The sequence below is a fragment of the Photobacterium ganghwense genome (assembly GCF_017329545.1).
Taxonomy (GTDB): domain Bacteria; phylum Pseudomonadota; class Gammaproteobacteria; order Enterobacterales; family Vibrionaceae; genus Photobacterium; species Photobacterium ganghwense.
Genome location: NZ_CP071325.1, coordinates 1699848 through 1712916, shown reverse-complemented (window position 1 = coordinate 1712916; position 13069 = coordinate 1699848). Strand labels below are relative to the sequence as shown.

Sequence of the window (13069 nt, the reverse complement as noted above, 5' to 3'; positions counted from 1 at the left end):
ATAATTAATGGTTATATTTGTTTGTTTCTAAGGGTGGACGATTGTGGAGGGGATGGTGGGCGTTGTTTTGCTAAGGTTTCCCTGACCGTTTCTAAATGGAAACGTTCGTGATGATTGTTTGTTGTTTCCCGGAGTGAACAATTCAGATGGGTGGGGTTGTATACTATTGAGTGCTCATGTGGCCTGTTTTGCTTCTTCTTTGACATGAACTCAGGGTGAATCTTTTAGCTTGAATTGCCCTTGACATTACCTTTGAATCTGTACGCTGAATCAGGGCAGCGTAATTTGAGTGAAATAATTGCTGTTTTTTTAACTAAATGGGTCGGGAGATCCCTTTGGTGCAAGGTATTTAGAGGGTTTTCAGTTATAATTCACCGCAACATAAGTGCGAAATGAACCTCATGAATCAATATCTAGCAATCACTTCCCGTGGCCTTGAGAATCTTCTGGCCCAAGAACTCGAGCAACTTGGTGCTCAACAAATTAAAGTTGTTCACGCCGGCGTGCGTTTTAAGGCGGAACAGGGTACGGCATACCGCTGCTGTCTATGGACACGACTGGCTTCACGAATCATTCAGGTACTGGGTGAATTCACTGTTCGTGATGATATGGATCTGTACCTTGGTGCGACAGCTATCAACTGGCCGTCTTACTTCCACTTCAATACTCGAATCATTGTCGATTTCAACGGTACTAACCGCGAAATTCGTAACAGCCAGTATGGCGCAATGAAAGTAAAAGATGCCATTGTGGATAAATTCACAAAGGCTGATCTTCCTCGTCCGAGTATTGACCGCGTCCGTCCTGAGCTCCGTATTCATATGCGTCTGTCAGGCGAAAACGGCATTTTGGGTCTGGATATGGCCGGTAGCGGTCTGCACCAGCGTGGCTATCGTACTGATGCTGGTAAAGCGCCTCTTCGCGAAACCCATGCCGCAGCACTGGTTCTGAAATCTGGCTGGGTTCCTGGCAAGCCTTTGCTGGATCCTATGTGTGGTTCCGGTACTTTGCTGATTGAAGCGGCGATGATCGCGGCAGACATTGCCCCAGGTCTTAAGCGTAAACAGTGGGGCTTTGAGTTCATCAGCGATTTCGATAAAGAAGCCTGGATGGAAATTCATGCTGAAGCGAAAGTAAAAGCTCGCCGTGGTCCTGCGAACGTTGAACCACTGTTCTTTGGTCGTGAAAAAGATCAGCGTGTGCTGAGCATTGCGCGTGATAATGCCGGTCGTGCTGGTGTTTCTGAACTGATCCAATTTAAGCAGGAAGATGCGACTCAGCTGACTTGTCCTGAAGGATTTGCAGAAGGTGTCATCCTGTGTAACCCGCCATACGGTGAGCGTCTGGGTACAACACCTGAGCTGATTTCTCTTTACACCTTGTTTGGTAATCGCCTGAAACTGGCATTTGCGGGTTCAACGGCTGCGATATACTCGTCATCAAACGAGTTGCTTAGCTGCCTGCGTATGCGTGCTGATAAGCAATTCAAGCTGCGAAATGGTGCGCTGGACTGTGTGCTGAAAACGTACCTGATCTCGGCAGGTGGCGTGAAACACGTAGAAGGCGAGCAAGAAGGGACACTTGAAGAAACTCAGGTTGCGCCGGATTTTGCCAACCGTCTGAAAAAGAACATCGGTAAGTTGTCTAAGTGGGCAAACAAAGAAGGGCTGGATTGCTACCGTCTGTATGACGCGGATCTGCCTGATTACAACGCTGCGATTGATAAATACCAGGATTATCTGGTTATTCAGGAATACGCTGCGCCAAAATCTATCCCTGAAGAAACGGCACGTCGCCGCCTGATGGATGTTATGCGTGCTGCAATTCAGGTAACCGGTGTTGATACCAGCAAAGTGGTACTCAAAGTCCGTGAACGCCAGAAAGGCAAGAGCCAGTACCAGAAACTGTCGAGTGCTGAGCGTCACATGGTCGTTGATGAATACGGCGTGAAACTGAAAGTTAACCTGTTTGACTATCTGGATACCGGCCTGTTCCTTGATCACCGTATTACCCGTCGCAAACTGGGTGAAATGGCCGAAGGGAAAGACTTCCTGAACTTGTTCGCTTACACAGGTTCGGCGACCTGTCATGCCGCATGCGGTGGGGCAAAATCGACGACAACCGTTGATATGTCTAACACCTACCTGCGCTGGGCGCAGGAGAATATGGAACTGAACGGTAAAGTAGGTCGTCAGCATCAGTTCATCCAGGCAGATTGCCTGCAGTGGCTGCAGGAAGCGGACGGTAGTTTCGATTTGATCTTTATCGATCCGCCGACGTTCTCGAATTCAAAGCGTATGAATCAAAGTTTTGATGTTCAACGTGACCACATCATGTTGATGGAAAACCTGAAACGTATGCTGCGTCCGAATGGTCAGATTGTTTTCTCGAACAATAAGCGCCATTTCAAAATGGATTTCGAGAAACTTGAAGCACTTGGGTTACAAGCGCAGAACATTTCTGATAAAACGTTGCCTTTGGATTTCGGTCGTAACAAGCATATTCATAACTGCTGGATCATTACCCACAAGGAAGGTTAAGTGCTAATTACGCTCTATAGCACAGAAGGGTGTCACTTATGCGAGCAGGCCTATGGCCTGCTCGTTCATGCCGGCGTATCAAATCGCGTTGAGGTGGTTGATATCGCCTTTGATGATACGCTCTTTGCTCGTTACGGTGTCACTATTCCTGTGCTTGCAATTCAATATCCTGATTCTGAACAACAAAGTCCGGAACTCGGCTGGCCGTTTGATGCCGAGAAGCTGGCTGCATGGTTAAACAATAATGGCTTTAATTCACATCAGTAACGCCCAACTGGCGTATGGCGACCATGCTTTACTCGATAAAGCAGAGTTTATTCTTCAACCTAACGAACGTGTCTGTCTGGTAGGCCGTAATGGCACGGGTAAATCCACTTTGATGAAAGTGATTGCCGGCGACGTTCAACTTGATGATGGTAGCATCCAACAGCAGTCTGAACTGCGAGTGTCTCGCCTTGAGCAGGATCCGCCTCGTGACGCCGAAGGGACGGTGTTTGACTTTGTGTCTGAAGGGCTGGCTGAAATTGGTCAAGTTCTGAAGCAATATCACCACTTGCTCGATCTGATTTCTCATGAACCAACAGAGTCAAACTTTGCCAAGCTGGCTCGTGCTCAGGAAAAAATTGACCATGCCGACGCGTGGCAGTTTGATAACAAAATTACTTCTGTGCTGGAGCACCTGCAGTTACAGCCAGGGACATTGCTGAAAGATTTGTCCGGGGGCTGGCAACGTAAAGCGGCGCTCGCGCGAGCTCTGGTGTGCGATCCAGACATTCTGCTGCTTGACGAGCCGACGAACCACCTGGATGTCTCGACTATCGAGTGGCTGGAAGGCTTCCTGAAAGAGTTTAAAGGCTCTATTGTCTTTATCTCGCACGACCGTGCATTCATTCGTTCCATGGCGACCCGTATTGTCGACTTGGACCGCGGGAACTTATCTTCTTTCCCGGGTGATTACGACAAGTACCTGGAAACCAAAGAAGAGATGCTGCGGGTTGAAGAAGAGCAAAACGCAGAGTTTGATAAGAAGCTGGCTCAGGAAGAAGCGTGGATTCGTCAGGGTATTAAAGCCCGTCGTACCCGCAATGAAGGCCGTGTACGTGCGCTGAAACAACTGCGTCGTGAACGCAGCGAGCGTCGAGATGTGCAGGGTAAGGCTGACATGCAGCTTCAGGAAGCCAATCGCTCCGGTAAGATCGTGTTTGAAGCTGAACACATCAGCTACAGCTACGGCGACAAGCCAATCATTAATGATTTCAGCTTTAATGTAATGCGTGGTGACCGGATTGCTCTGATTGGTCCGAACGGTTGCGGTAAGAGTACCCTGCTGAAAATTATGTTGGGCGATCTGCAAGCCCAGGGGCATTTCCACTGTGGTACCAAGCTGGAAGTCGCGTATTTCGATCAGTACCGCGAAGTGCTGGACCCGGAAAAAACGGTAATGGATAACCTGGCAGATGGTAAACAGGAAGTGACCGTTAATGGCCGTACGCGCCACGCACTGGGCTACCTGCAGGATTTTCTATTCCATCCGCGACGTGCACGTACACCGGTAAAAGCCTTGTCCGGCGGCGAGAAAAACCGACTGTTACTGGCCAAGTTGTTCCTGAAGCCTAACAACCTGTTGGTGCTAGATGAACCTACCAACGATTTAGATATTGAAACTTTGGAACTTTTGGAAGATATACTTGCCAATTACCAAGGTACTTTGTTGTTGGTGAGCCACGATCGTCAGTTTGTGGATAACACAGTCGCAACCAGCTGGATTTTTGAAGGTAATGGTGTCATTGAAGAATATGTCGGTGGTTACCATGACGCTCAGGAACAGCGTGCCAATTCGCACAGCCAGAGAGCCAAAGAACAAGCGGCTCAAATTGAAACTGCGAAGAAGAAAGAAGACAACAAACAGCGTCAGGCTGATCGCCCCCGCAATGTTAAGAAGCTCTCTTATAAATTGCAGAAAGAGTTGGAAGACCTGCCGCAACGAATTGAACAACTGGAAAATGAAATTGCTGATTTGCAGGAAAAAATCAATGATCCTGCCTTCTTCCAGGACGTCAAAAATGATACCCAAGCGGTCCTGGCCCGTTTAGCTGATGCCGAAGCGGAATTTGAGCAGGCATTTGAACGTTGGGAAGAACTTGAAGCGATGCAAAAGGAATCTTAATGCAACATAACACCTTGAAGCTATCTACACTGGCGATACTGATCGCCGGTGCCACAAGTGCAAATGCGGCCGTTTATAAGGTTGTAGAAATTGACGCAGACCCGACTGTCGCAAGTCGCGATTACTTCCCTGAGAATGTAGATCAAAATAAAGCGCGCAGCCAGATTGAATATCATGGTCAGGGTATTAGTCCTTCTGCTGACGGTGAAAACTGTTTTGTCAGCGGCGGGTGTAGCAGTGATAACTATCAGGTCTTCGGCGAAAGCCGTTTCGGGGCTGAAGGTCTTCGCATGCGTGATGTGGTTCCGTTCATCAGCGATAACTATCAGGAGATCAACGATGAAGATCGCCTGTACCGTTACTGTGATCGCAATCTAGGGCCGAATACCTGTGATACATGGGCGCGCAGCGAATTTTACGGAAAGGGGTATAACACCAATGACATTGGTGACCGTTCCGGGCTGGGTGGTTTAGTTCGTGAGCAAGAAGCCTGGACTAAAAACTTCTATGCAAACTCACAGGCGTTACTGACCAATGGTAACCAGTTTAGCGTGGTTGAGACTTTTGCGTCTGATTCCGCTAATTATTCCGCATCCGCAGCGCTGGGTGATCTGGTTGCTGACCGAGAGACTTCGAATTCTGTGGTGACTCACGTAGGTAATCTGAGTGGTCAGCCTTACGAATTGGGTATTGCCAGCAGTGCGTATTTTGGTAAAGACGGCCGCTATGCTCGTCAATTTGCCAAACGTGGCTTTGTGAACGTTAACGGTTCGCCATTGAGCTTGGGAGCGGTTAGCTCAGCCAACGAGCTGACCAAAACTGCAGGTCAGTCTCTGGCGTTTGATGCGGTAGAGTTTGACGGAAAACTGCTGGTGGTGGGCAGTGCCTCTTTTGCACCCAGTGACTTTGATGATTCTGATCTGAAGGTGCCAAATAACCGCAGTGATCGTGGTGACCCGACCTTCAGTGATAGCGCATTCCGTGGCTGTGATGAATTGATCCCAGGTAAACTAGAACAATTCTACAATACTAAAGAGTGCCAGTTGTCCGTCTTTGCTAATGACGCGGTCTTCTGGACTGTTGATGGCTCTTCTGCCAACAACACTGAAGCAAATCTATTGTCAAAACGGGTAGCTAAAGGGAATCCTGAATTGGAGTATCGCACGCTTGACCCTGATAATAACGATCGCAGCTATCAAGCAGGTGCGCGTGCTGTTGCTCTGGTTTCCGGCAAGCCAGTGGTGGTTGGTTTCACGACTGACTCTATTGATAAGACGTCCATCGATGAAGCGGATAAAGATTACTACGCGATTCGTGCTTCTGTATGGGAACTGCCAGATGGTTCAACAACCGCCAGCAGCGAGTCATTCACCCGTAAGATTATCCCTGGGCTGGATATCGAAGACGGGGGCGGCGAGCGTAAGCTGACTTACAGCATCGCGACCGACGTGAATGAAAACAACAAGGTAATCGGTGTCGCGAAGAATTACCTTGTTGATAACCGTTCATACTCTGAACGTATGTTTGTGTATGACAATAACAACCCAAGTGCTAGCCCAACGTTCCTGGATAGCAGCATTTCATCTTTGTTCTTCAAAGGTGCGAATGGTTACGCAGCGGCAATTAACAACAATGATCAGATTGTTGGTCGTCTGGATGCTGAGTCTGTCAACCAGGTTGATGGCCGATTCCGTCGCCAGCGTGCGTTTACATATGTAATGTCTGACATTCCTGGTTCAGCTGCTCTGAAGAAGGGCGATGTGTATCTGCTGGATGACTTGACCAACGATGGCGTTGTGAAAGGCGATGTCGCGAATCAATACCGTATCTTTGAAGCTACAGGTATCAATGATGCGGGTGTCATTTCAGCGACGGCTTACAAATGTGAAGGCGGTTACGATGATTTGACGAAAGAGTCGTTCTGTCAGGGCGGCGCGTCAAATGTCGAGCGTATTGTTGCGGTTAAACTGGTACCAATTGACGCAGCACAATCTCCGTCGGTTGAGTCACGTCCTACGCAGGAAGCGTCAATCGAACGTTCTGGCGGTGGTAGCTTGGGTGTATTGGCTTTGACAGTGCTAGGCTGGTTAGGGTTCCGTCGTCGCAAGTGATTTTTGTGTAAATATTGCGCAAAACTTCTACAGGCTCACAAATCGTGAGCCTGTTTCATTTCAAGGGTTGATTTGAAAGTCTGTTTGGCCAATTCTTAATAGTGGAGTCACAAAAGCTCCATCATTATGCAATAGTAGTGACTGAACCGATAAGGATGAGGATCGAACTATGAAGAGACAAAAGCGGGATCGCCTGGAACGCGCTCAATCGCAAGGTTATAAAGCTGGTATTAATGGTCGCTCCAGCGAAGATTGTCCGTATCATGCTACGGACGCCCGTACGAATTGGCTAGGTGGCTGGCGAGAAGCAAGACAAGATCTGCAATCTGGCCTCTATAAATAAATCCCTCCGTCTTATCACCCTTATCGAGCCCCTACCAGGAATAGGGGCTCTATCATATCTGCTACTTCTTATCTGTCGTTTCGTTGGTGCTTCTTGGTTCTGAGGCGCTAGGTTGGGTATTTTCCAAATACATTCAGACTTTCAGCCAATCATTCATCATCCAATCATTCAGTAGTATTTGAAGAAGAGGTGTGCACTTGGGTGACGCTGTCACATATGGACTGTTTTTGCCGACTGTATTTTATGGTCTGTATGTTATTGATAGGTTGGGCGTGATTGCCATTTTTCCTGCTTTGTTAACCCATTGGCTAGCAGAGTCGGTAGTATTACATGTGACGATGTCACTTTTTTCGAGAGCAGAGATCAAAAAAGGCCGCCCTGGGCGACCTTTCTTTATTATTCGTAAGCGTAATCTTGATTAGAATGATGACGTGTCTTTGAACAGACCGACTTTCAGATCTTTCGCTACGTAGATTTCTTTGCCGTCAACCAGCACGCGACCATCAGCCACACCCATAATCAGCTTACGATTGATAACACGCTTTAGCTGAATTTCGTAGGTGACTTTTTTCGCTTCCGGCAGGATCTGGCCAGTAAATTTCACTTCACCCACACCCAGCGCACGGCCTTTGCCTTCGCCGCCAGCCCAGCCCAGGAAAAAGCCAACCAGCTGCCACATAGCATCCAGACCCAGACAGCCTGGCATTACCGGGTCACCTTTAAAGTGGCAATCAAAGAACCACAGGTCAGGACGAATATCTAGCTCTGCTTGGATGAAGCCTTTACCGTGCTCACCACCTTCGTCAGTGATAGTAAGAATACGGTCAATCATCAACATATTGTCAGATGGCAGTGAAGGGAATTCAGGACCGTAAAGCTCACCTTTACCACAGGCAACAAGTTCGTCGTAGTTATAAGATTGTTGGCGTTTCATCAGACTTTTAAGCTCCTTAAAAAGTATGCTGGCAATTTAGCTTACACATGTACGCCATACAACTCGGATCAGTTCTGGACAAACCAGTTTTTGATACGCGATAACCAATTGACTTCATTATCGTGATCGCCGTTATGGAAGTGATCAATCCGGACCGCAATTCGGGCCAGAAGGGTGTCGGCTTCCATATCGTCACTGCGGAACACTTTACCGGTTAATAATGGCAGAGCATCATCAACACTTTCGACAGCCCACAGATGGAACTGACCCGCTTTTACGGCTTCAAGTACATCGTCATTTAAGCATAGGTTAGTCAAATTAGTTTTCGGTAAAATGACACCTTGGGTACCGGTCAGGCCACGATAGGCACACACTTTAAAGAAACCTTCGATCTTTTCGTTTAAACCACCTACAGCCTGCACCCGGCCGAACTGATCGACCGCACCCGTCACGGCAATTTGCTGATTAATAGGTTGCATAGCCAAAGCTGAGACTAAAGAGCACAATTCAGCCAGCGATGCGCTGTCTCCGTCCACTTCAGAGTATGACTGCTCGAAAACAATGGACGCGGAGTATGGCAGCGGCTGGTCCAAATCCAGTGCTGTGCTGACAAAAGCCTGCATAATCATCATACCTTTGGCATGGATGTTACCGCCAAGCTCTGCTTTACGCTCAACATCGGAAATATCCCCGTCACCGAAATGGACAACACAGGAAATTCGTGCCGGCTCGCCATACGCACGGGGATGACCCGGCACTTCAACCACAGTCAAGCCATTGACCTGGCCGATTTCTTGGCCTTGGCAGTCAATCAATACCTGACCGTGATGAATATCTTCGATAGCGCGTTCCGGCAGGTAGGATTCACGATACTCACGGGCCTTCAGTGAGGCTTTTATATGCTCTGCCGTAATCGGCGCACCCTGAGACTCAATGCTGGCTTCACTCAGCAAACTGAGATGCCAGATAGGACATAGAGGAAGACGCTCCTGATCTTCGGCATAGCGGGCGCCAGTTTTCATTACGGCTTCCAGAGCTTGCTGGTCAGCCAAGTCCGGTAGAGATGCATTGGTGATGATGGCTTTCAGGTAAGCCATATATTGTGGCAGATTATCTTCGCTAAGCAGCAGGTCCTGCTCAAATTCACCGTACATGCTAAATCCGGAAGAGATATCCGGTTCCGCATTTTCAAGCTCAGCCATGAGGTAACGATCGCCAATAAGAACCAGCTTAATATTGAGTGATTCTGCTGGTGGCAGTGGGTAGAGCCTCTTATTCGTTGATGGCTGCCATTCCAGTTGGCCATTCATTAGTATGCTTTTCAGTCGTGGCCACAAGCCGGGGTTTGATAAAATCGCCCCAATCGATAGTACCAGATAGCCATTATGAGCTTGATGTACTAAACCATGCTTAACCTGATGTTTGGCCATCGTATTGCCATCTTCAGGCGGGTAGACCGCGCCAAACAAGTTTAGCTCAGTAACATTTTCACCCGCTACAATCACTGGTGGTTCGTCGCGTTGAGGTGCCGTTAAATTAATCAGCTCAATGACATAATCGCGATATACTTTGTTATCGGGTGCAGTAATGCAAAGCACTCGAGGTTGTAGCTCAATAGCAGTAAACCGGCGTACAGCATCCTTCAGGCGATCTTGCAGCGTTCCTGTTACAGCGGGGGAGAGATCGTCATACTGCGCTAAAATAGCGTGGTACGGGGAATAATCTGGGCTCATCGTACGCCAGGTTTCTTCATGCATAGGCTTTGTGCTTTTCTATCGTTAGTGTGAAAAAGACAGCAGTATAATGGAATCAATAGCCGCATAATAGCGGTGACGTGATGTTATTTAGCTGTTTTGCAGGTCAGGCGAGACTGGCTTAAAAACAAATGCTTAAAACCGAAAAGAATTGTGCTTTTAATACACTGAGGTTACACTGTCACTCTTAAGTGTAGACATATTGAGATATTCTGACGACTATGAAATATCAGCAGCTTGAAAATCTGGAAGCCGGTTGGAAATGGAAGTATCTGGTTAAGAAGTGGAAGGAAGGCGAAGCCATTACCAGCTATATCGATACCAGTGAAGCAGAGGCTGCCATCAATGAACTTTTTGCTATCGAGCATGAACCGACTCGAGTGCTGAAGTGGATTGATAAGCATATGTCACCGGAGCTAGACAACAAGTTGAAGCAAGCGATCCGTGCCAAGCGTAAGCGACATTTTAATGCTGAGCAGGTTCATACGCGGAAGAAATCTATCGACCTGGACTACCGGGTATGGGAAAAACTGGCGGAAAAATCCCGTGAGTTAGACTGTACTTTGTCAGATGCTATCGAATACTTGTTAAGTGAGTCCAGTAAAACTGAGATGGCAAGTCGTCAGGTGCATGACCTGAAACAGGATCTGCACGAGTTGCTGAATCTCGACTGATTTGAGATTACTTTGCGTTCATACCATTAGATGGTGTTCTTACCTGAAGAATTGTTGGTTAACCCAGAATACGATGTACTGAACGCGTCCGTGTTTTTATAGGGAGTGCACTATGGAATATGTCATCGTTCTGGCTATTGTCGTTTTTATTCTGGTGTTTAAAGACCGCCCGGTTATGGTGATGGAGTTTGAAGACGGTAAGCTCACCAAACAGAAAGGCACAATTCCGGCTGGTTTTCTGAATGGGTGTAAAGATATCGCTCATAAGCAGCCATTCAGCGGGAAAATCAAAGTCTACAAGAACCGTTTCACCACAAAGCTGGTTTTTTCGAAAACCGTACCCGCGAAAGTTAAACAACGCGTTCATAACGTATTTCCATACTCTGGCGGTAGCAAAAAACGTTCAGGTAAACGCGCATAGCGCAATCTACTCATATTTCTACGTGATTATGTCTGAGCGTCTTTGGTTCTAGGGCGTTACAATGGGTGAGTTATCAAGGCTTCTTCGGAAGCCTTTTTCATCGATTAAATTTGTGAGTGCATTGGCTGACTTTCAGGGAGGTCACTTTCATATGTTAATTCCGCATGCTTTCAGGCTAACCCAAGGTGCTGATTTACGTAATGCCATTTTAGAGTATGTTCAGGAAACGGGGATTCAAGCCGGGTCTTTACTGAGTGGTGTCGGTTGCTTATCTGCCGCGACGATTAGGTTAGCGAATGAGGCAGATTCATTACTTTTAGACGGGCCTCTGGAAATATTGACACTGTCCGGCACATTAACCCCCGAGCATGTTCACCTACATATATCCGTCGCTGACAAGCAAGGTAAGATGTATGGAGGCCACTTGCTGGAAGGAACGCTAGTTTCGTTTACGGCAGAAATTTGTCTTGCCGAGTATCGTAACCTGAGCTTCAGTCGTGAGCTGGACAATCAAACTGGGTTCACGGAGCTGGTCGTTAAAGCTATCAAATAAGCGTCTGGGTGACATCGTTCGGGTGAAGCTTTGAAGTTTCACCCGAGTATATTGACGGTCTACAAAATCATTTACTGGTTTCTTTTCATATGGGTATCACTGCCAGGGTAAAACAGAGGCTGTAAATGACCTCTAGAAAGCAAGAGCTGTAAAACCTGCAAATTCTGCAAAAGGTTATGGGAATGCTTTGGAGTGTTCATTGTATATGACGAAAACAAATGATGAATGGTCTAATCAGGGTAACTCATCGTCAAATATTTAGTCTTGGGTTTTGCCGGGTGCTGTATTCACGGCATCAACCAGTGCAGCTTGGCTTACGAGATATTGTTGTATTTTGTTCTGCAGAGCAGAGAGCCTTTCTTCGGCAAGAAGCCGCTGTTTTCGTTCTTCCTCCAAGGTCTTTCCTAACTCGACGGCTAAATAGCCACCTTTGATTAAGGCTTTTGTCGTGACATTGCTTTCTGTTAAAGATTTTAGCTCTTCAATCATATAAGCATGTTTTTCAATGTTTCTAATTGTAATTGCCATAAGTTATTGTATTGCTTTTGTTTGATAGCATTGTCATTTATATTTTTATCTTATTCAACTAAAAGATAGCTTTATATGAGGGTTGGTAAAAATCGATGAAATACAGAATGCAATCAAATTACCTCGTCGGTGATATCACAAGCTACAGCGGGAAAGGAGTCAACGATGTTTAATTGATGTCTTTTTGCTCAGAAATAAAAGTAAGCAGATTGTAAATAGGGAACCGCTAATATTAAAATCGGTGAATACGGAGAGTAAAAACATAGGGCTTAGCATGAATCAACAAGCGGAAATGTTGAAACAAAAAATTCTGGCCAATAGAGCGCGAGAGGAAGACGCACCAGGCCTGAAAAGTGTAAAAATGATTCGTCATGGCTCTGATGTTATGGTGAGCGTTAAAACTCCGTTAGGGCATTTGTACCGGACTGAAACCACGTTCATCGGGTCGGATGGTCTTGACCGGATTTATCTGGCGCCTCCAAAAATATCGAAAATCGAGTGCGAAGAATTCTTTCAACAGGGATACTGGATAACTATTAAAGCGATCTCGGAGCATGGGGAAGGTGCTCAGATCACTCTTAAAACACGTATTAAGCATCTCGTGACAGACCCTGTTCGTTTAGTCGTAGTGGATATTCCTGTCTCGGCCACACTGACGCAATTGCGTCAGGAGCCACGTTATGAAGTGAATCTAACAGGGATAATTCAACTAGGGAGCAGAAAGCTGACTGTTGAGCTTAAAGATATATCAAGCAGTGGTTGCTGTTTTTTGACAGAGCTTCATGGCCCGCAATTTTCGCCAGGAATGCCGCTTAGCATTCGGGTGGTTCATCCGTCGAGCGGGGAACCGTATCGTTTGTCTGGAGTGACAAAGAACATTGTGAAGTCTGGTAATGCAAATCAATGTGGCGTGTTGTTTGATGTGAATGGAGGGGAAAATGCCAAATCTTTACTATCCAAACTTATCTTTGATGGTTCTAAGCTGTCATTTAAGAAGCTGACTACACAGTGAAAAAGAGTGAACATAAAATAGATAAGAGTAGT

At 46.8% G+C, this 13069-nt stretch carries 12 protein-coding genes; 9 read left to right on the top strand and 3 right to left on the bottom strand.

The features are described 5' to 3' along the window. The first annotated feature begins 401 nt into the window (after positions 1-401). The 5 genes from rlmKL to rmf all read left to right on the top strand — a co-directional run bounded on the left by rlmKL (position 402) and on the right by rmf (position 7161). On the top strand, positions 402-2540 hold the full coding sequence (rlmKL, locus tag FH974_RS07965) for a bifunctional 23S rRNA (guanine(2069)-N(7))-methyltransferase RlmK/23S rRNA (guanine(2445)-N(2))-methyltransferase RlmL (RefSeq protein WP_047886711.1): 2139 nt from the start codon (positions 402-404) through the stop codon (positions 2538-2540). Then, on the top strand, positions 2541-2807 hold the full coding sequence (locus FH974_RS07960) for a glutaredoxin family protein (RefSeq protein WP_047886712.1): 267 nt from the start codon (positions 2541-2543) through the stop codon (positions 2805-2807). It begins immediately after the preceding gene. After that, positions 2785-4707, top strand: coding sequence for an ATP-binding cassette ATPase Uup (gene uup, locus FH974_RS07955; RefSeq protein ID WP_047886713.1), 1923 nt, complete (start codon positions 2785-2787; stop codon positions 4705-4707). Before FH974_RS07960 ends, uup begins: the two co-directional genes overlap by 23 nt. After that, positions 4707-6818, top strand: coding sequence for a DUF3466 family protein (locus tag FH974_RS07950; protein ID WP_047886714.1), 2112 nt, complete (start codon positions 4707-4709; stop codon positions 6816-6818). The genes uup and FH974_RS07950 overlap by 1 nt, the downstream gene beginning before the upstream one ends. 169 nt (positions 6819-6987) lie before the next feature. After that, a complete protein-coding gene (gene rmf, locus FH974_RS07945) occupies positions 6988-7161 on the top strand; it encodes a ribosome modulation factor (protein ID WP_084712662.1) in 174 nt (57 codons plus the stop codon). A 418-nt stretch (positions 7162-7579) separates the two neighbouring features. On the opposite strand, the gene fabA is transcribed toward rmf, so the two are convergent. Further along, the gene (gene fabA / locus FH974_RS07940; protein WP_047886715.1) at positions 7580-8095 is read right to left on the bottom strand and encodes a bifunctional 3-hydroxydecanoyl-ACP dehydratase/trans-2-decenoyl-ACP isomerase; all 516 of its coding nucleotides are present in this window, start codon (positions 8093-8095) and stop codon (positions 7580-7582) included. 68 nt (positions 8096-8163) lie between these two features. Further along, the gene (locus FH974_RS07935; protein ID WP_047886716.1) at positions 8164-9852 is read right to left on the bottom strand and encodes an AAA family ATPase; all 1689 of its coding nucleotides are present in this window, start codon (positions 9850-9852) and stop codon (positions 8164-8166) included. A gap of 218 nt (positions 9853-10070) precedes the next feature. Here FH974_RS07935 and matP point away from each other — a divergent pair, with 218 nt between their 5' ends. From matP to FH974_RS07920, 3 genes are all read left to right on the top strand, one after another. After that, positions 10071-10523: a macrodomain Ter protein MatP gene (gene matP / locus FH974_RS07930; protein WP_047886717.1), complete on the top strand. Its 453-nt coding sequence runs from the start codon at positions 10071-10073 to the stop codon at positions 10521-10523. A 112-nt stretch (positions 10524-10635) separates the two neighbouring features. Next, positions 10636-10944, top strand: a complete 309-nt coding sequence (locus FH974_RS07925) for a DUF3634 family protein (protein WP_047886718.1) — start codon at positions 10636-10638, stop codon at positions 10942-10944. 151 nt (positions 10945-11095) lie between these two features. Next, a complete protein-coding gene (locus FH974_RS07920) occupies positions 11096-11497 on the top strand; it encodes a PPC domain-containing DNA-binding protein (RefSeq protein WP_047886741.1) in 402 nt (133 codons plus the stop codon). 258 nt (positions 11498-11755) lie between these two features. On the opposite strand, the gene FH974_RS07915 is transcribed toward FH974_RS07920, so the two are convergent. Beyond that, positions 11756-12025, bottom strand: a complete 270-nt coding sequence (locus FH974_RS07915) for a hypothetical protein (RefSeq protein ID WP_047886719.1) — start codon at positions 12023-12025, stop codon at positions 11756-11758. A gap of 274 nt (positions 12026-12299) precedes the next feature. On the opposite strand from FH974_RS07915, the gene FH974_RS07910 reads away from it, so the two are divergent. Next, positions 12300-13037, top strand: a complete 738-nt coding sequence (locus FH974_RS07910; RefSeq protein ID WP_146149647.1) for a PilZ domain-containing protein — start codon at positions 12300-12302, stop codon at positions 13035-13037. The last annotated feature ends 32 nt before the right edge of the window (positions 13038-13069 follow it).

What these genes read in the sequence shown, in the direction of transcription:
- rlmKL (WP_047886711.1), top strand. Translation starts at nt 402, where the DNA reads ATGAATCAATATCTAGCAATCACTTCCCGTGGCCTTGAGAATCTTCTG.
- uup (WP_047886713.1), top strand. Translation starts at nt 2,785, where the DNA reads ATGGCTTTAATTCACATCAGTAACGCCCAACTGGCGTATGGCGACCAT.
- FH974_RS07950 (WP_047886714.1), top strand. Translation starts at nt 4,707, where the DNA reads ATGCAACATAACACCTTGAAGCTATCTACACTGGCGATACTGATCGCC.
- rmf (WP_084712662.1), top strand. Translation starts at nt 6,988, where the DNA reads ATGAAGAGACAAAAGCGGGATCGCCTGGAACGCGCTCAATCGCAAGGT.
- fabA (WP_047886715.1), bottom strand. Translation starts at nt 8,095, where the DNA reads ATGAAACGCCAACAATCTTATAACTACGACGAACTTGTTGCCTGTGGT.
- FH974_RS07935 (WP_047886716.1), bottom strand. Translation starts at nt 9,852, where the DNA reads ATGCATGAAGAAACCTGGCGTACGATGAGCCCAGATTATTCCCCGTAC.
- matP (WP_047886717.1), top strand. Translation starts at nt 10,071, where the DNA reads ATGAAATATCAGCAGCTTGAAAATCTGGAAGCCGGTTGGAAATGGAAG.
- FH974_RS07925 (WP_047886718.1), top strand. Translation starts at nt 10,636, where the DNA reads ATGGAATATGTCATCGTTCTGGCTATTGTCGTTTTTATTCTGGTGTTT.
- FH974_RS07920 (WP_047886741.1), top strand. Translation starts at nt 11,096, where the DNA reads ATGTTAATTCCGCATGCTTTCAGGCTAACCCAAGGTGCTGATTTACGT.
- FH974_RS07915 (WP_047886719.1), bottom strand. Translation starts at nt 12,025, where the DNA reads ATGGCAATTACAATTAGAAACATTGAAAAACATGCTTATATGATTGAA.
- FH974_RS07910 (WP_146149647.1), top strand. Translation starts at nt 12,300, where the DNA reads ATGAATCAACAAGCGGAAATGTTGAAACAAAAAATTCTGGCCAATAGA.